Origin of the sequence: Candidatus Kapaibacterium sp. (assembly GCA_023957315.1) — a bacterium.
Taxonomy (GTDB): Bacteria; Bacteroidota; Ignavibacteria; order Kapaibacteriales; family UBA2268; genus PGYU01.
Genome location: JAMLHE010000007.1, coordinates 114,777 through 132,189, shown reverse-complemented (window position 1 = coordinate 132,189; position 17,413 = coordinate 114,777). Strand labels below are relative to the sequence as shown.

The 17,413-nt window shown below is 39.0% G+C and carries 12 protein-coding genes; 6 read left to right on the top strand and 6 right to left on the bottom strand.

What is annotated here, in order from left to right:
* Nucleotides 1–34: 34 nt before the first annotated feature.
* A complete protein-coding gene (locus tag M9949_09370; protein MCO5251615.1) occupies nucleotides 35–799 on the bottom strand; it encodes a glycosyltransferase family 2 protein in 765 nt (254 codons plus the stop codon).
* Nucleotides 800–871: 72 nt separating this feature from the next.
* Here M9949_09370 and M9949_09365 point away from each other — a divergent pair, with 72 nt between their 5' ends.
* Nucleotides 872–1,861: a glycosyltransferase family 9 protein gene (locus tag M9949_09365; protein MCO5251614.1), complete on the top strand. Its 990-nt coding sequence runs from the start codon at nucleotides 872–874 to the stop codon at nucleotides 1,859–1,861.
* On the opposite strand, the gene M9949_09360 is transcribed toward M9949_09365, so the two are convergent.
* The 3 genes from M9949_09360 to M9949_09350 all read right to left on the bottom strand — a co-directional run bounded on the left by M9949_09360 (nucleotide 1,858) and on the right by M9949_09350 (nucleotide 4,862).
* Complete coding sequence (locus M9949_09360) at nucleotides 1,858–2,757, bottom strand: hypothetical protein (GenBank protein ID MCO5251613.1); 900 nt, start codon at nucleotides 2,755–2,757, stop codon at nucleotides 1,858–1,860. The two genes, M9949_09365 and M9949_09360, sit on opposite strands and share 4 nt — an antisense overlap.
* 14 nt (nucleotides 2,758–2,771) lie before the next feature.
* The gene (rlmN, locus tag M9949_09355) at nucleotides 2,772–3,827 is read right to left on the bottom strand and encodes a 23S rRNA (adenine(2503)-C(2))-methyltransferase RlmN (protein ID MCO5251612.1); all 1,056 of its coding nucleotides are present in this window, start codon (nucleotides 3,825–3,827) and stop codon (nucleotides 2,772–2,774) included.
* A 78-nt stretch (nucleotides 3,828–3,905) separates the two neighbouring features.
* On the bottom strand, nucleotides 3,906–4,862 hold the full coding sequence (locus M9949_09350; protein ID MCO5251611.1) for a pyridoxal-phosphate dependent enzyme: 957 nt from the start codon (nucleotides 4,860–4,862) through the stop codon (nucleotides 3,906–3,908).
* A gap of 94 nt (nucleotides 4,863–4,956) precedes the next feature.
* Between M9949_09350 and M9949_09345 the strand changes: the two genes are divergently transcribed.
* The 5 genes from M9949_09345 to M9949_09325 are packed head-to-tail and all read left to right on the top strand — an operon-like array spanning nucleotide 4,957 to nucleotide 10,115.
* Entirely contained in the window at nucleotides 4,957–5,769 is an 813-nt protein-coding gene (locus M9949_09345) for a hypothetical protein (protein MCO5251610.1), read from the top strand.
* Nucleotides 5,770–5,801: 32 nt separating this feature from the next.
* Nucleotides 5,802–7,409 carry a methylcrotonoyl-CoA carboxylase gene (locus tag M9949_09340; protein ID MCO5251609.1) on the top strand — a complete coding sequence of 536 codons (1,608 nt, stop codon included), beginning with the start codon at nucleotides 5,802–5,804 and terminating at the stop codon, nucleotides 7,407–7,409.
* Between the two features lie 25 nt (nucleotides 7,410–7,434).
* Entirely contained in the window at nucleotides 7,435–8,946 is a 1,512-nt protein-coding gene (locus M9949_09335) for an acetyl-CoA carboxylase biotin carboxylase subunit (GenBank protein MCO5251608.1), read from the top strand.
* The gene (locus M9949_09330) at nucleotides 8,943–9,428 is read left to right on the top strand and encodes an acetyl-CoA carboxylase biotin carboxyl carrier protein subunit (GenBank protein ID MCO5251607.1); all 486 of its coding nucleotides are present in this window, start codon (nucleotides 8,943–8,945) and stop codon (nucleotides 9,426–9,428) included. The genes M9949_09335 and M9949_09330 overlap by 4 nt, the downstream gene beginning before the upstream one ends.
* A 57-nt stretch (nucleotides 9,429–9,485) precedes the next feature.
* Nucleotides 9,486–10,115: a sterol desaturase family protein gene (locus M9949_09325; GenBank protein MCO5251606.1), complete on the top strand. Its 630-nt coding sequence runs from the start codon at nucleotides 9,486–9,488 to the stop codon at nucleotides 10,113–10,115.
* Here M9949_09325 and M9949_09320 read toward each other — a convergent pair.
* Together M9949_09320 and M9949_09315 are read right to left on the bottom strand one after the other, a co-directional pair.
* Nucleotides 10,109–11,938 carry a hypothetical protein gene (locus tag M9949_09320; protein ID MCO5251605.1) on the bottom strand — a complete coding sequence of 610 codons (1,830 nt, stop codon included), beginning with the start codon at nucleotides 11,936–11,938 and terminating at the stop codon, nucleotides 10,109–10,111. The genes M9949_09325 and M9949_09320 overlap by 7 nt on opposite strands.
* 68 nt (nucleotides 11,939–12,006) lie before the next feature.
* Nucleotides 12,007–17,328, bottom strand: a complete 5,322-nt coding sequence (locus M9949_09315) for a C25 family cysteine peptidase (GenBank protein ID MCO5251604.1) — start codon at nucleotides 17,326–17,328, stop codon at nucleotides 12,007–12,009.
* Between the last annotated feature and the right edge of the window lie 85 nt (nucleotides 17,329–17,413).

Sequence of the window (17,413 nt, the reverse complement as noted above, 5' to 3'; positions counted from 1 at the left end):
GAAGGGTTGCAGAAGTAACTTCTTTTTTATTTATTTATTTTACTTTGGAACTAATCTTCTTTTCGTACAACATTGCATACTTCAGAAATGTTCCCATCATACTAAAAGATGCAACCAAGCCGAGCTTTCCATCCATGAACGCTCCACGACGTATATACATGTTACAAAAAGCAAATATGGGATTGGCAATCAAATTGAAAAATGAAACGGTTCTTCCTCGCTCAAAATAATTTTCAGCAGACAATCGCGCATATTCGACAGTTTTATGGAAGTGCGTTTTCATCGAATCATACGAATAATGCAGCATTTCGCCTTGCATTTCGTCTGTTTTGCCGTCAACGATAAGATTTTCATGAACAAAATCGCCGACCCACTTTGGATTTGAATTTCGTCGGACTAAGCGTAATTTTTTATCCGGCTGCCAAGCGTATTCCATGATTTTGCCACAATACACTGAGCGCCGATTGATAAAATATCCGTTAATGTCTTGTCGCAAACAGAGATTTCCTGCAATTTCAAAACGCAGCGCGGGAGTAAAAACTTCGTCGCAATCTAAAAAAAGCACCCAATCTTTGGTACATTTTGTCAACGCCGAATTTTTTTGCTCTGCAAATCCTTTCCAATCCTCAATATAAACTTTTGCACCAAAACTCTCGGCAATTGCTACAGTATTATCAGTCGAGCCGCTGTCAACAATAATAATCTCGGAGCATAGCCCCGCGACACTCTCCAAAGTGTGCGAGATTCGATTTTCTTCGTTGAATGAAATTAAGGCAACTGATATTTGGCAACTGTTCATTATCTTAGCATAATTTTTTTATTCAAATTCTAAAACAAATATAAAGCCAAAATACAAAATATGATGGACATAATGAAGTTTGAAAATGCTCAAAATATTGCGGTCGTCAGAACTGATAAACTTGGCGACATGGTGCTCACTTTACCTTTGGTGAAGGCGATTAAGTCGAATTTCCCTGATAAGACTGTATCAGTCATAGCCCAAAGCTATTGCAAGCCATTGCTGATGAATACGGAATACATTGACAAATGCTTTTATATTGATGAATTCGACAATGGAATAAAAGAAATTTTTAGACTTGAAAAATTTGACGCTGCTTTTTTTCCGAGACCGGTTTTTGATGAAGTGCTTGCAGCATTTACAAGCGGTATCAAACTTAGAATCGGGTCTGCGTATCGTGCCTATTCGATTTTATTCAACCACAAAGTCCGTGACCATCGAAAAGTATCGAAATTTCACGAAGCACAGTATAATGTGAGAATGTTAGAATCTATAACCGGAGAGAAATATAAAACTGAGCTAATCAGACCGATGATTGATGATATTGCGAGTCAAAAGATTCAAAATTTGCTTCAAAATTCGCAAGATAAAGTAAAAATCATCATTCATCCAGGCAGTGGCGGTTCTGCTCGAGATTTGCCGATTGAAAAATTAATAGACGGCTTAGAAGCGTTCGCAAACGTAACAAAATTCCAATTCATAATAACGGGAATTGCCTCGGAAAGCAAGATTTGCGATGATGTGCATCAAAATTTAGCTCAATCACTAAATTTTTGCGGAAAATTAAATTTAGAAGAAATGATTGCACTCATCGAATTTAGCGACGGTATGATAGCAAATTCTACCGGAGTATTGCACATAGCGGCTTCGCTCGGTAAACGAATAATCGGATTTTACCCCAATTCACCTCATATCAGTCAAAAGCGATGGGGACCCTATGGCACAGAATCCGTTATCATCAATCCACCAATTGACAAGAATACGCAGCTATCAGACGATATGAGCAAGATTGACAGCAAAAAAATCACTGAAGCAGTGAATAAGCTCTTTGGTAAAGATTAAAATGGTGTCCATGCAAAAGATGCAACAGGGAAAATATACGGCACCGAGAATACAGCAAGCCCGAAATCTGCTGAAAATGAACTATTTTGCATACGTACACCAGCCATGATAGCAGTATTCGTCACACTTGAAATATTGATATTCCAAAGTTCACCTATGAAATATAATCCGTGGCGCCGTGAAAACTTAGTTTTGATGCCGACTCCAATTCCAAAAGCGCCGTCTTCGTAGATAAAATCAATAACTTCAACTCCGAATCGAGCTGTATAAAAATCTTTATTTCCGGTTTTGAGGAAAATAATTCCGTTAATATCAGTCCTTTCACCTGTGAAATTGATTGAAGTGTAAACGTGATTCAGGTTGTTTCGATTATTGACAAAAGTAAGATTGCCACCAAGTGCCAATGACATTCCGCCGGGAGCATTTTCCCAAAACATCCTCACTAAAGTAGCTTTGGCATTAATTATCGAAATTTGGTCATGAGATAGAACCGTGGGCAAAAAGCTCCTGCCAACAGTAAACGAAAAAATGTCCATCACACCAAATCCTGCGTAAAACAATCCGAGTTCGTAATTGGCAATGAAATGGTCTCGCCCGATTGCATCGCCTGTTGGCATTATGAAAATTCGATTTTTTGTCCTATCAGCGGTTACTTTCGGGTATATTTCTGCAATTTCCTTGTAATAAATCACAGGCGAGCCCAATAAAGTTTTGAGCTGGATTCCGCCACCGTTTTCGGATTCGTCTAACACATCAATTATTAGCCCCGTGAGCATGTCGCCATTTTTGAGACGCACAACGTATTCTAAGGAATCCGGGCTGGAAATTTGATTGGCAAATAATTCGGATGCCAATGCAAAGCAAAAAATGATTGTCAAAAAAAAGATTGATTTCATAAATTTATCTCTAATTATTCTGATAATGCTAATTGTCCGCAAGCGGCTTCTATGTCTTGCCCGAAAGTGTCACGAATGGTAACGCGACCACCGTTTTGTCTGATTATATCACCAAATTCCAGAATCAAATTTTTGGGAGTTGGTTTCAGTTCTTTTCCAAATCCCGAAGGCATTGCGAATGAAATATCGTTGAAAGGTATGATGTTCACTCTTGAAGGCACTCGTTTCAAAATTTTTGCAAGTCGCTTTGCATCAGCCGGAGTATCATTAAATCCTAAAAATGGGATATATTCGTAAGTTACGGGCATTTTTGTTTCGCGATAATATTCTTCGACCGCTGCAAGCAATTCGCTAAGTTTAAGATTTTTTGCTAATGGGATAATCTTGCCGCGTGTTTCATCAGTTGTGGCATGCAATGACAAAGCAAGTTTTACGGGGCGAATCTCTTTATGCAGTTGCTTTATCCTATTAGTGATGCCGACAGTTGACAAAGTGATTTTTCGTCTCGACAAATTCAAGCCCCACTCGGCAGTCATGATTTCCAAAGAATGAACAACATTTTTGTAATTCAGCAGTGGCTCACCCATTCCCATGAATACGATATTTGTGATTTCGCATCCGAGTTCCTTTTGGACTAATAAAATTTGGTCAATTATTTCGGCAGAAGTGAGATTGCGTAGCAAACCAAGCGTACCCGTAGCACAGAAGGCACATTCCACCGGGCAACCTGCCATTGACGAAATGCAAAGAGTAATGCGCTCCATTGTATCGAAATCGTCGTCATACCAAGGCATATAAACGGCTTCGATATGCTTGCCATCATTGAGTTCAAAAAGGAATTTCACAGACCCGTCAACGGATTTTCTCACCTTTGTGATTTTGATGGAAAACATCTCGAAAGTCTCACTCAACTTCTCTCTAAAGGCTTTCGGTAAGGTTTCAATTTGCGAAAAATCATCGAGATTGTTCCCATAAACAGCATTCAAAATTTGGGCAGCACGATATTGCTCGACGCCCTGCTCCACACACCATGACTTTAATTCATCTAAATTATAATTTTTAAGGTACAATGATTTTCTCGAAAATGACTAAAAAGTATAAAACGGTTTTATGAGTGAATTTGTTGCATTTCAAAAATGAATCTAAAATCAAAATGGTAATTTTGCCAAATCAACATTGCCGCCGGACAAAATACAAACAACTTTCTTTCCTTTGAAAAATTCCGGATTAGACAAAATAGCTGCCAAGGTTACGGCAGAAGATGGTTCAACAATGATTTTCATTCTCTGCCAAATCAGCTTCATCGCCTCGATAATTGCAATTTCCGAAACGCGAAAAATATCATCGGTGTATTTGCTGATGATGGCAAAAGTCTTGTAGCCGAGTGAAGTCAATAATCCATCAGCGATAGTAATCGGATTAACAGACGGCACAATAGCACCGGATTTGAAAGAACGATAAGCATCATCGGCACCTTCGGGTTCGGCTGCATACACTTTAATGTTCGGAGCGATAGATTTCGCAGCCAATGAAGTCCCACTAAGCAAACCACCGCCTCCGACTGGAGCAATTATGCAGTCAATATCGCCCATATCCTCCAAAATCTCCAATGTGGCAGTGCCTTGACCGCATATTACTTTATAATTATTATACGGATGAATGAATACAGCGCCCGTTTCTTCAACCACTTTATTTAGAGTGTCTTCGCGAGCTTGCAAGGTCGGCTCGCAAAAAATTATTTTCCCACCATATTCGCGAACAGCGTCCGATTTGACAATCGGCGAATTATTCGGCATAACAATATAAGCAGGGATATTTCGACCCGCGGCAGCTAATGCCAAAGCCTGAGCATGATTGCCCGACGAATGAGTTGCGACACCTTTTGCAGCATCAGATTCGCTCAATGATAACACTGCATTGGTAGCTCCACGAAATTTGAAAGCTCCAACTTTCTGGAAATTTTCGCATTTGAAAGAGACTTCAGCACCTGTAATTCGATTAATAGAACTTGAATTTAGTATCGAAGTTCGGGTAACATGCCCTACAATTAATTTTTTTGCGTCTATAATATCCGACAAAGTTAGTTCTGAGATTTGTTCTTTCATGATTTTATTCTTATTTTCATAATTGCAAAAATATTAAATTCTCATTAACTATTTGAGAATGAATTGTATTTATAAATGATTTCGGAGTGTTGACATGAAAAATTTTCTGGCGATTATAATTATTACGGTTTTAACATTTTGGGGATGCTCGGACGAAAAAGAGGTCCCGGAAACTGATGGCGTTCTTGCACCTGACGGAATCAGCTTCAGTGGCTACAATTGGCAAATCAAATCAACCGATAATATAGCAGATAGCCGCTATTTCTGCCTGACGGATAAATCAAATGTGAGAATTGACGATGAAGGGCATTTGGTGCTGAAGCTCACTTCGATGGATGCAATTTGGCACGGCGCGGAGTTGATTACACAAGAGAAATTCGGTTTCGGTACATTCAAAATTCAAATCGAAACGGATTTTACTGATTTTGATAGAAACGTCAGTTTCATGGCTTCCGCTATTAATGTTACTGAAGATATTTTTGAAGGTATGACCCAAGCCGGGCTTCGCTACAGTTTCTACGGCGAGGAAAACAATCCTAATCCACTTTCTTATATTTTATATGCAACTGATAAAAAATATGCTGAAGAGTATAATTCGGGAAATCAATATAGTCAGTCAAAATCTGTGACTACGCATGAAATCAAGGTTTTACCCGATGAATTAGTTTTTGAAAGCTATTCTGGCACAACGAAAGATGAGCAATTGGCTAAATATTCGACCAAAACAAGCGATGGCACAGGAAATGACTTTCTCGATATAAGTTTTTCAAAAACATTTCCTTCAAATAAGTTTATCTTTACTGTCTGTTTGGGCGAATTCAACGAACCTGAAAAAGGCAAAGATGTGGAAATCAAAATTTTGAAATTCGAATTTATTCCTCATGAAGATAGTTATAGCAAAAAATAAGAGTGCTATTTTTCAATCAAAACGACACTGAAATGCAACGAATAAAATCAAAACTGAACACGCACTCTTCCGAATATATCAGCTATTACGAGAATTCAATTCGTTTGGTTGATGAATTGAGAGCAAATCTCCAACGCGTGAAACTTGGTGGACCGGAAAGCTCTCGAGAAAGGCACATCAATCGAAATAAGCTATTAGCCCGCGATAGGATTAAATATTTATGCGATGAAAACACCCCATTTTTGGAATTAAACGCATTCGCAGCTTGGGATATGTACGATGGAGACGCACCTTCAGCCGGTGTGATAACAGGTATCGGGATTATACGCGGCAGAGAGTGCATGATAGTCGCCAATGACGCCACTGTCAAGGGTGGGACTTACTTCCCGATGACAATTAAAAAGCATATTCGCGCCCAACGCGTAGCGCTCGAAAATCGCCTCCCGTGCATTTATCTCGTAGATTCAGGCGGAATCTTTTTGCCATTTCAATCAGAAACTTTTGCCGATAAAGAACATTTTGGGAATATTTTTTTCAATCAAGCTCAAATGTCGGCTCTCGGAATTCCCCAAATAGCTTGTGTAATGGGCTCTTGTACAGCCGGTGGAGCGTATGTTCCGGCGATGAGCGACGAAACAATAATAGTCAAAAATCAAGGGACTATTTTCATTGGCGGACCGCCATTAGTCAAGGCTGCAACAGGCGAAGAAGTTACAGATGAAGAGTTGGGCGGAGCAGACGTCCACACGAAAATATCCGGTGTAGCAGACCATTTGGCGCTGAATGATGAACATGCACTATCAATTGTTCGCAATATAGTCGAAAATCTGGGACATTCGAGCAAATTTGATATTGGCAGAATTGCGCCCGAAGAGCCTTACTACGACCCGCAAGAACTATATGGGTTGATTCCTGATTCGCTGAAAAAGACTTTTAACATGTATGAAATAATCGCCAGAATCGTTGATGGCAGCCGCTTTCAGGAATTCAAAGCGGAATATGGCAAAACTCTAATCACCGGATTTGCTCGGATTAAGGGCTATCCCGTGGGAATTGTTGCAAATAACGGCGTCTTGTTCTCGGAATCATCATTGAAAGGAGCGCATTTCATAGAGCTTTGCTCGATGCGGAAAATTCCACTTGTCTTTTTGCAAAATATAACGGGATTTATAGTCGGGAAAAAATACGAACATGGCGGTATTGCTCGCGATGGCGCAAAAATGGTTCATGCAGTAGCAAATGCGCAAGTTCCCAAGTTTACAATGATTGTCGGTGGTTCATATGGTGCAGGAAATTATGCAATGTGCGGCAGAGGATATAATCCAAACCTGCTGTACATGACTCCTCACAGCAGAATCTCGGTAATGGGTGGAGAGCAGGCTGCGAGCGTATTGGCATCGGTCAAAGTTAATCAATTGCAAAAAGCCGGAAAAAAGCTCACTCAAGAAGATATTGATGCAATCAAGCAGCCGATACTCGACCAATATGAGTTGGAAGCGTCGCCCTATTACAGCTCGGCAAGGCTTTGGGACGACGGGATAATTGACCCGATTGATATTCGGCAGGTGCTTGGGCTCGGCATTTCAATGGCATTGAACAAAACAATTGACGATGCTAAATTCGGTGTTTTCAGGATGTAGGAACAAAATTCAAGGAAATGATAAATTGTTAAAAAAAGTATTAATTGCAAATCGAAGCGAAATCGCTTGCAGAATCATCAGAAGCTGCAAAGCTATGGGAATTGAAACTGTCGCGATTTATTCTGATGCCGATAAAGATGCACTTCACGTCAAAAGTGCAGACTACGCATATCATATCGGCGAATCAGAAGCTAAAAAATCTTACCTTGATATGGATAAAGTTATCCGAGCAGCTCTCGAAAGCGGTTGCGATGCAATTCATCCCGGATATGGATTTTTGTCCGAAAATCACGAATTCAACCGAAAAGTACGCCAAAGCGGGCTGATTTTCATTGGTCCGAGTGCTGAATCAATGGAATTGATGGGCTCTAAAACAAGCTCGCGAACTTTGATGATTGAGCATGGTATCCCCGTTGTTCCGGGCACATTCATTGATAAATTAGCTGACAAGGAAATTGCTGAATTAGCGGACGGAATCGGCTATCCCATTTTAATCAAAGCTGCTGCAGGTGGTGGTGGCAAAGGTATGCGTGTTGTTCGTGCGAGTAGTGACTTGCTTTCTGCGATTGAATCCGCTCGCCGGGAATCTATGTCGGCATTTGGAAGCGACGAAGTGTTTATCGAAAAATATGTCGAAAACCCTCGCCATATCGAATTTCAGATTGCTGCAGACCAACACGGCAATATTGTCCACCTTTTCGAGCGAGAATGTTCAATCCAACGTCGCCATCAAAAAATAATCGAAGAAACGCCATCCACAGCTTTGACAAATGATTTACGAGAAAAAATGGGCGAAGTAGCCAAAAAAGTTTGCCAAGTGGCAAATTATAATAATCTCGGCACTGTGGAATTTCTCTTCGATAATTCGGGCAATTTTTACTTTCTCGAAGTAAATGCCCGAATCCAAGTTGAGCACCCGATTACCGAAGAAACTACCGGAATAGACCTCGTTAAATTGCAAATTGACATAGCGAATGATTTGCCATTACCTTTTGAGCAGAATGATTTGAAGCAAAGCGGTCACGCGATTGAATGTAGAATTTACGCTGAAGATGGAGACAATGACTTTTTGCCGTCATCGGGGAAGATATTGATGCTAAAAGTACCTGTTGGCAAGGGAGTGAGGTATGATTCGGGCATTGAAACTGATTCAAATGTGACAATTTACTACGACCCGATTCTTGCCAAACTCATTGTCCATGCCAATGATAGGGAATCTGCAAGATTGAAAATGATTGAAGCATTGAAAAGCAATGTGATATTGGGCGTGAAAACTTCCATTAATTTTATGATTGCTTGTCTTGAGACAGATGAATTCAAATCCGGAGAAACATTCACGAGTTTCATTGATACACATTATGATAAATTGAAAAATTACAGACAAGTTGAATTGTTGAATTTGGCTCTCGCAACGGCAAATCAATATCTTCAGGATACTGAGACAAGTCAAATTACTCACGATTACAGCAAATCAAATCCTTGGCTCGAAATGGGAACTTGGGAAATATGTTCAAAGTATGCGGCGAGGTCATTATGATTTTGAGTTATAACAATCAAAACTATCGTGTTTACGATGATAATGGCTCGTACGACATAAACAAAGTAAAATTCGACGTTACGCTTAAGCAAACATCGAAAAGCTCTTACAAAGCAATTACAAGCGAAAAATCATATGATGTATTCGTAGCGAATGATGATGAATTTTTGTATCTGTTCGTTGAAGGTAAGCAGTTTACTTTCCGAAAGCTTTCGGAAGATAATATTAGCCATGGCACAGACGCTTTGGACAAAGGGACCGGCGAAATTCACGCTCCAATGCCGGGAAGCGTTGTCAAAGTGCTTGTAAATGTGGGAGATTCGGTCGAAGTTGGCACACCTGTTCTTATCATCGAAGCCATGAAAATGGAGTCAACTCTTTACGCCGATATTGAAGGCGTCGTCACGGCAGTGAATGCAATCGAAAAAGAACAGGTCGGAACTGAAAAGGCATTGGTTGTGATTGAAGTTATTGGAGATTAAAATAGAATATTTTTAATTTCGACATTAAAATTTATTCTTAACAATTCTGAGAGTGGTATGGGTAAAAATTTTGTTTCTAATCAAACAGAATCCGTAAAAATGTTCGGCAATCCAGTCGTCGAAGCTTTATCGAAAGTACATTGGACAGTGCCACTGATAGTATATATTCCCATCATTTTATTCTTCCAATATCAATCAATTTTTACCTACAATTTTGGCATTCTCGAGTCATTTGCTTTGTTCTTGGGAGGCTTGTTTATATGGACACTGACTGAATATTTGTTGCATAGATTTGTATTTCATTTCGAACCGAAATCGGCATTGGGTAAGCGGCTGCATTGGATGTTTCACGGCGTACATCATGATTATCCGCAAGACAGATTCAGACTTGTGATGCCACCTTCGATTTCATTGCCACTTGCTACTATGTTTTATTTCCTTTTCCTATTCATTTTTGGCAGCGTCCATTTGCCGGCAATCTTTTCGGGCTTTTTAGCGGGCTATCTAGCGTATGACACTCTTCACTATGCAATCCATCATAATGGATTTAGGAATTCATTTATGTTGAAAATTAAGCAACATCACATGAGGCATCACTATACCGAACCAAATGAAGGGTTTGGAGTGTCGAGTCCATTGTGGGATTATGTTTTCAATACCCGACCGACAAAGAAGTCCGGTCAATAGTTACTTTTCATTTTCCGAAGTGTAACTGACTTGATGTAATTTGCTTGAACTGATACATTCAAAATTTCGATTTTTGATGATATTGGATCAGGAATTATGCTAACGAAAACTTCGTCAGATTTGGAATCAATCTCGAACCAATAGTCATCTTCCAAATTTGGCAATGTTAGGTAAGCTTTTTGGAGATGTTCCAATTTCAATTGCAAGGTTGAATCAAACAATTCGGTACGAATTTGCAAAGTATCTGCGAATAAATATCCGGGAATCGTGATTCCATCCTCATTTCGGCGAATCCCCACTTTAGAACTATTCAAACGAATGTAAACTTTTGAATGGAAGTCACTTTCTCGCAAATAGATAGAAATGGGTTTATATTCAGCATGAAATTTTTCGATTTGCTCGAGTTCACGACCTGTTCTAAAAGTGGGATAGGTGCCAATGTTGAAAATAATCAAATCAGGCTTGCGAGATAAAACATATTCGGCATCGCCGAGTTCGTGCCCCAACATACCATCGCCAACATCAACCGGGCGATTTTTCGCAATATGCTTATCATTCAAACCGAGCATATCCAATGCCGGCAATTCCGACCAATATGGTATGCAACCCGCCGCTGTGACAGCGACTAAGGGCTGAGTCTCCGAAAATGAATTATTAAGTGTTAGTCCGAGTTCTTTGCCAATCCATTCCCAGCGCTCATGTTTGGCTCGACGGCTTGGCGTATTTACAAATTGCAATCCTATAAACAAAAGCACAAAACATGAAATCAAGACCGGCTTAATCGCTTTACCGGAAAATCTCTCAATTCTTGATAAAAATGACATAATTTGATGGTTGCTATCCAATATGAGCCAGATAAATGCTACAACAACGACGCCCATATGCCGGTACGCAGGGAATATATCTCCCCCAATGAAAATCAAATAGGGAAAATACAGCATGAGAAAAATCAGAATATAAAGATAACTTGGGTTTGATTTCCATTTGGATGAAAAAAGTTGCTTGAATGCAAAAATGGAAAATGGCAGCATAAATAATAATGCCCCCAAAACATATTCGAGCCCATTTAGTAAGTGATTGCCCGAAGGAGTGATTTTGACATAGGCAGTATTTGGCAGCAAATCATTGTAATATATCATTCTAAAAGTTAATTGCCCGATGAAAGCAGCAATCGGAAAGGATAGAATTTTGAAAAGAGCAATGATTTTCTGCACATTTTGCAAGGGCGAACGATACAAAATAAAAGCAAGGGCAAAAGCCACTATAAATAGCGGTGTGTCCGGACGCGTAAGAATCATCAGGGAAAATGTCGTTGCCAATAGGAGAATGTTTTTAGGATTGGAGGAATCGGCAAAATATCTCGGAATCAAATAAAAACTGAATGCGAATAAAAGCATCAATAAGGGCTGCTCAAGACCACCGATTGCCCAAACGACTATTGGGGCGGAAAATGAATAAAAAATCGCTCCTAAGTACAAATCGTTAATCGTTTTGCCTTGTTTGAATATACGGTCGTAGTAAAAAAGCACTGGAATGAGCAAAACGCAAATAAAACCCAGCAATCTCACAGTCACAATCAAATCAATACCGAAGAGCGCAATTGCAGCATTCATCAAAATCCAAAGCAAATTCGAGTAGCCCTCGACATATTCGCCATTATTCCATGTCAAAAATTCACCATCTATCAATCTTGCGGCATAACGCAATGAAATCAGAGCGTCATCCGACAAAAATGGGTAATAATATGAAGCATGTGCAAATAAGACGATTGCCGTGATTGACGACAAAATGATTAATTGCCAAGTTTTGCTGAGAGATGTCATAGAAAAAATAAATTCTTATAATTTGTAAATTTCAACAAGTGAAAATAAGAACAAATTCGATAAGAAAATTACCTAACTATGACAAGCTTCCCTCTTTGGGGCTCGTGGTAATAATTTCCTTCCGCATTTACGACAAAAAAGTACACACCTGTCGGCAAAATGCTTCCGTAATTATCACGCAAATCAAATTGAATTTTATTAAGCCCAACAGCTAATGATTTTTCAATCGTACGAACGTTTCTGCCATGCAAATCGAATACAGTAATCACACCATTGGCTCCTCCTTCGGGTGCAGCATACATAAATTCAATTTGAGTAAGCTCTGTAGCAGGATTGGGCACAACATTCGGGATTCCGATATTTGTGTTATTGAGCATAACTTTTGCCGAAAGCTCGAGTGTGTCCGCATTTCCCTCAAGGTCTGAAAAATAGACTATGATTGAGGCATCGGCATATTGCAAGGTATCGGGCATAAATCTAAAAATTGCTTTCAAATCCGTACCATCGGAAATTGGTTCGAATTCGTGCCAAATAGTGCGTTGGTAAGGATGCAAAAATCCGTTCAATCTCACAGAGACTAATTCGGGGTCGTTAAAACTTAATTTTGAATTATCGTAAAGAAACACTTCCACAACCGGTTGTCGCGAAATGTAATTCCCGTCAACGAAGTCTAAACCGTCAAACTTCAGTCTTACATGTGGCTTTTCGGTATCAGGACCCACACTTAGAGAAGTTGTCGCAGAGTTGTTAAAACTATATAGTTCATTAAGTTTTGTATCTTTGTCAAGATTGATGAAAATCGTATTCAGACTATCCAAATCCCTTGTATCAATCAGCATGCTTGTTACAATTTTTTCGTTTGCTCCGATACTTTCAATCTTGTAATCATAAGTGATTGTCTCGCTGCCACCTTTCCTGACAATAATTTCGGTATCAACATTTTCGGCTGATGCCCTGAAAGACAGATTTCTGACAGCAATATTCAATTTCGCTTCATCACCAATAACATAATGTTCTTTATCCGGCTTGGTTTCAGATTGAATAATAGCAAGTTCGGCAGTAGGTAAATAATTAACAAGAACCGAAGTTAAATTGGTTTGAGCAGAACTTAAGTTTTGTTGTATGGAAATATCCTTAGCTACAAATTCTGTTTCAAAATAAATATGGGAGTATTCACTTGCATTGATAGATGATATATCAATAGTTTGCTTCATAGCGGAACTTATAAGCAAAGTTGGAGCATTTTCCTTAGTTAGCCCATATACTTTGATATTAATATCAGCTGTAGTATTTTCTAAATTTCCGGTAAAGTTGATGTTATTCCATTTCTGAGCCGGACCGATAATTGGAGAGGTCATTTTGCCGTTGTGTTGAAATTTAGTTATAAACCCTTCGACAATTACGCTGTCACCAAACATATTAATCCCTTCAGGTATAGAGCCAACCGTTGCGCCCCGCCATCCAAGCATTGCAAATGATATATCGTAACCCATATTATCGAGATTTATGTCGAGTGTATCGCCTATTAATGAACCCAGCTTCTTAAATTCAGCAAGTAATGTATCAATCGAACCGTAGCCGGGATTTTCTTCATGCACTTTGTAAAAAACGGGCAATCTAAATGCAGAGCGACTTGAACCAATCATAACAAAATCATTTTCACTAATAGAATCGCGAAGAAATTCAACTAATCGAAAAGATGTTGAATCAGTCCGCCAAGTGGAATTATTTACATGCAATCCCCAAGTGTCGAACCTTCGATGAACTATATTATCAGGAAATGTTTTACTATTTATTACTGTTACGCTGATACCAAGTTCGTAAGGACCATCTGCAGTGACTTTGTCGCCAACTTGCATCATTAAGTAGGGTTCGAAAAAACGATTGTTTTCAGGGTCATCAACACCTTTGACACTTATAATTTTCACAGGAATGAGACTGTCATTGATAGATATATGATTATTCTTGACAGCTAAATTTTCGAGGTCATCAAATTGAAGCTTATCATTGAAAGGTAAAGTCCAGTTTGCTTGATTATTACTGCTTAAATCGGAAGCTACAAAGGGTAAAATAACGAAACCATTATCATTTATACTTTGTTCGATACGTTTCGATTTCAACAAATACAAGGCGCCTGTTGTGAGGCTTGTGTTTGGAGTATAATCAATATGTGTTTCGCTGATGATAATATTGTCGGATTGCTCTTTGGTAGTGGAATAATCAAGAATATGACCATTATCGGGGTTTACCACTTGAAATTCATAATCGAAAGTGCCATTCAATGGCTCGATAAACCTGAATTTTGGAGTATCGGAATTAACATCCCACATTGCAAGTGGCTCGACAGGCAACAATTGATTGCCAAACACTTCGACAGAAAAAGAGATTTGATTATTTGAGCGGTCAATATCGTTTGTTCTATCGTCGGGGTCAGCAATTAAAGTTATAGTGTGAGTACCACTCATAGATTTCACAGGCAAATCAAAGGAGAATTCTTCGCTGGAGCACAATCCGGTATATTGGAAAGAGAGTGTATCGCTTTCACCTTTGAATGTTCTGATGAGTAAAAGTTTAAAGTTGGATAATGCTTTGATACCATAATTGTTGAGTGAACCTGTAATAGAAACAGTTTCCTCTTTGTCACTAATATTTGGGTTGATTTCGGAATTGATTCTGATGTCCGATTTCAAAAGATACAAATCGGGGTCTGTACCAAGTCTAACACGAATAAGCGGGTCACCAAGCATTGTGAATTGGTAGAGAGTCCATAATTGGGTTAATACTTGTGGCGCCATTTTACTCTTACCAAACTGGAGTATTTCGGCTAAATTACGCTCTCGCTTATTAATATCAGATAGAATTCCCAACATATTATGTGAAATATTATTATGCTCGTCAACAAAACCAAGTGTACTTGAACCTAATACACTAACAAAGCCTTTTTCCTTTTGCATTAGGTACTGTTCGTTTCGGCTATAAATGAGTCTTGGCTCAGAAAAAGCACCTGAATTGCAGGAAATGGTTGTCAGTATTCCGTATCTATCCTTATTATTTAGATTGGAAGCAGCCCAACCATCCAAATCAAAAACTTGTGCAGAAGCATGACCGATGAAAATGGTCCAAAATGCACCCTTATTGATTTCATTTCTGATTTCGCCACCTTGGAACCCGGAACTGGGCGCATCATCCAATTTTCTAACGTAATTAATGTGACCACAAAAACCATCGCTTAGAATTTTGTCCTCATAATAAATCCATATTCTTTCGAAAAATTGGCGACGTTCATTGGCTGAATCACCACCGGTTAGGAACAATACATTTTTCATCCAGCGATTGGGTGGAATAGTATCGTAAACAATGGCTTTGTCCACATAATCTCGCATTTCGGTTAAAGAATTTGCAGTCACTCTACCAACGAGAATTTCTGGTACATAGTCATCTTCACCATCTAAGCAACCATACCACCAATCGCTTGAAGGATTACCCCAAGACGGGACAAACATCTTGCTAACAGCATCTACATAATTCATGCGCGGGTCCCAAGTGGCATCACCTGCTATCATTAAATAGCGAATTTGGGGCGATTGCCAATTATCATAAGCGTGTTTCAAGAATTTCTTAATCGCATAAGGAGATTGTTTACCGAAGTTAAATTCATTATAGACATCGAATATATCAACTATTTCAATCTCAAATCCTTGAGTTTGCTTGCGAAATTCAGCTAATCGTTCTACTTCCGGTGTAAAAAGTTTATGTGTCAAATAGATAGCATTTGCGCTTCTTTCGCTACTGGCAAGATTTTTGAAAGTAATTTTCCTAATTTGAGTGTTTTGAACTGAATTCAAATCGTGAGTAAGCATATTAACGCTTCTGTTAGTATTGACATTCAAATCGGCTTGGTATCTGATACCGTTATTGGATTCGATAAAACCGGAAAAATTAACATTCTGAGTTTGTTTTAACTCTTGGACTGAATTTGCTTCGCCTTTGACTACGGCGAACGTCCAAATATCACCTGCATTGATATTCTTGACGTTTTTAGCTCCGAGTTTAGCAAATTCATCTCTATTTCCCTGCAACTCATTTGGACTGTTTACGACTGCTACAAGTTCGGTGCCGTTTGGTAATTGGCTGAGTACACCGTTAAGTGTAGAGCTAAACGCAGGGTCGAACAAGTAAACTGCTTCTGTATCGCCGGGTTTGCGATATAAAACATGAATACCATTTTTAGTATTATAAAATTTTGAATCATTCAAAACTAAGGATGTGAATTTGCTAATTTGTGCACCACCGCCATAAACAAAACCTTGCTTTTGATTCTTGCCGAATCGTATAGTTTTCTCGGCGGTATCAAGAGCAATAATTTCATTACTATGATAACCTGAAACTCTAACTGTTGAAGGGTTTTTTACAAAAAATTCGGATTTCCCTTTCGCTGCTAAAGTTTTTAATGTACCTTCGAGAATAAAGTATTGCAATCCAACAGGAGAATTTGTTGTATTATACACTTGGTGATATTCGAAGGCAATTTCGTTCAATCCAAACGATAGCTGATTGCCTTTCATTTGCCCCACCAATGTACCACTTTTGTAGCCTGTAAGTGAATCTCTATCTTTAAATTCGGCATTTACATTCAACCTCAAATCATAATATGACAAAGTTGGGACATTATTTTTAATTGTATCTTGAATTGTACGATAATGAGCAAAAAGACGAATGTCATCAGAAGCATCGCCCGTAGCATATATGCCAATCTGGGTTTTAAAAGAAGCAAGGGGTCGTTGTGGTGATGGAGTCAGCAATGCCCAATACCAACCCTCTCCCATAATAGTTCGAGAGTCCGCAGTGACACTTGTAGATGCTTCGTTACCTGCCCAATATCTATCGAAATCTGAGCCTAATGAATAAATCGTTTCCTTTTGGATATGTAATCGGAAATCTGCCTTTTCAGTTACTGTCACTTGCGCGGCATCATCAGTCAAATTATAGGACTGCGGCTCTTTTGTGTCGTCAATATATAAAAAGAACGGCTCGTGTGAGGCATAAAAATCCCAATGAGTTGTATCGCCAAATGGGCGTCTTCCGTAGAAAATCAATTTGGAATTGTTATCAATGATACCATTATCGTCAATGATATACCGAGAGTAGGGTTTGCCTTGATGAGTCATATGGATATGATTAATGCTTGCTCCCGAGAGCTCCGGCATCAAATTTATCAATTCTGCAAAAGAAATTGCCGTAACTCCATCTTCTGTGGTTTCAATCTTGATATAGGTCTTGCTTCGGTCGAACCAATCAAGTTCGCCATTATTCAATCCGAATTCATGTGCTTTAGCTTGGGAATTGAATAAAATCAAAAACCCAAACGTGATAAATACAAATATTTTCATTCTGCTGCAAAATTTGTTCATGTTCATATATATATAACACATTAGAAGGCGATTTGTTTACAACAAAGCAAAAAAAAACCATAAA

Coding starts and splice junctions, on each gene's coding strand:
- M9949_09370 (MCO5251615.1), bottom strand. CDS start 799: ATGAACAGTTGCCAAATATCAGTTGCCTTAATTTCATTCAACGAAGAA.
- M9949_09365 (MCO5251614.1), top strand. CDS start 872: ATGAAGTTTGAAAATGCTCAAAATATTGCGGTCGTCAGAACTGATAAA.
- M9949_09360 (MCO5251613.1), bottom strand. CDS start 2,757: ATGAAATCAATCTTTTTTTTGACAATCATTTTTTGCTTTGCATTGGCA.
- M9949_09350 (MCO5251611.1), bottom strand. CDS start 4,862: ATGAAAGAACAAATCTCAGAACTAACTTTGTCGGATATTATAGACGCA.
- M9949_09345 (MCO5251610.1), top strand. CDS start 4,957: ATGAAAAATTTTCTGGCGATTATAATTATTACGGTTTTAACATTTTGG.
- M9949_09340 (MCO5251609.1), top strand. CDS start 5,802: ATGCAACGAATAAAATCAAAACTGAACACGCACTCTTCCGAATATATC.
- M9949_09330 (MCO5251607.1), top strand. CDS start 8,943: ATGATTTTGAGTTATAACAATCAAAACTATCGTGTTTACGATGATAAT.
- M9949_09325 (MCO5251606.1), top strand. CDS start 9,486: ATGGGTAAAAATTTTGTTTCTAATCAAACAGAATCCGTAAAAATGTTC.
- M9949_09320 (MCO5251605.1), bottom strand. CDS start 11,938: ATGACATCTCTCAGCAAAACTTGGCAATTAATCATTTTGTCGTCAATC.
- M9949_09315 (MCO5251604.1), bottom strand. CDS start 17,328: ATGAAAATATTTGTATTTATCACGTTTGGGTTTTTGATTTTATTCAAT.